The organism is Mesorhizobium sp. M2E.F.Ca.ET.209.01.1.1, from assembly GCF_004010375.2.
Taxonomy (GTDB): domain Bacteria; phylum Pseudomonadota; class Alphaproteobacteria; order Rhizobiales; family Rhizobiaceae; genus Mesorhizobium.
Genome location: NZ_SADP02001173.1, coordinates 1 through 290, shown reverse-complemented (window position 1 = coordinate 290; position 290 = coordinate 1). Strand labels below are relative to the sequence as shown.

The 290-nt window shown below is 63.8% G+C and carries 1 pseudogene; it reads left to right on the top strand.

Annotated features, from left to right (window positions below):
* Nucleotides 1-94: 94 nt before the first annotated feature.
* Nucleotides 95-290: pseudogene (locus EN852_RS42060) on the top strand (adenylate/guanylate cyclase domain-containing protein); the annotation flags it as partial.

Sequence of the window (290 nt, the reverse complement as noted above, 5' to 3'; positions counted from 1 at the left end):
TCGGTCCGGCACCGGCTCGTAAACCCCAAGCCCCCCGCCCACGGGTCAGCGTCGGATCGAACCAACCTCGGCCCTTGTCGGCCGACTTACCACGTTGCCCGCGCGCAGCCGCCCGAAAAATCTTGAGGCCTATGAACTCTGCTTGCGAGCGCGTCCGCTCATAGCCCATCTTGCCGGATCCGCCGAAGCAGTCCGCGAGTGCGAGATCCTGCTGAGGGAAGCGATCACGATCGAGCCGGGTTATGCTGAAGCTATGCGCTGGCTCGCCTTCACCCTTTGGTCGTATTGGG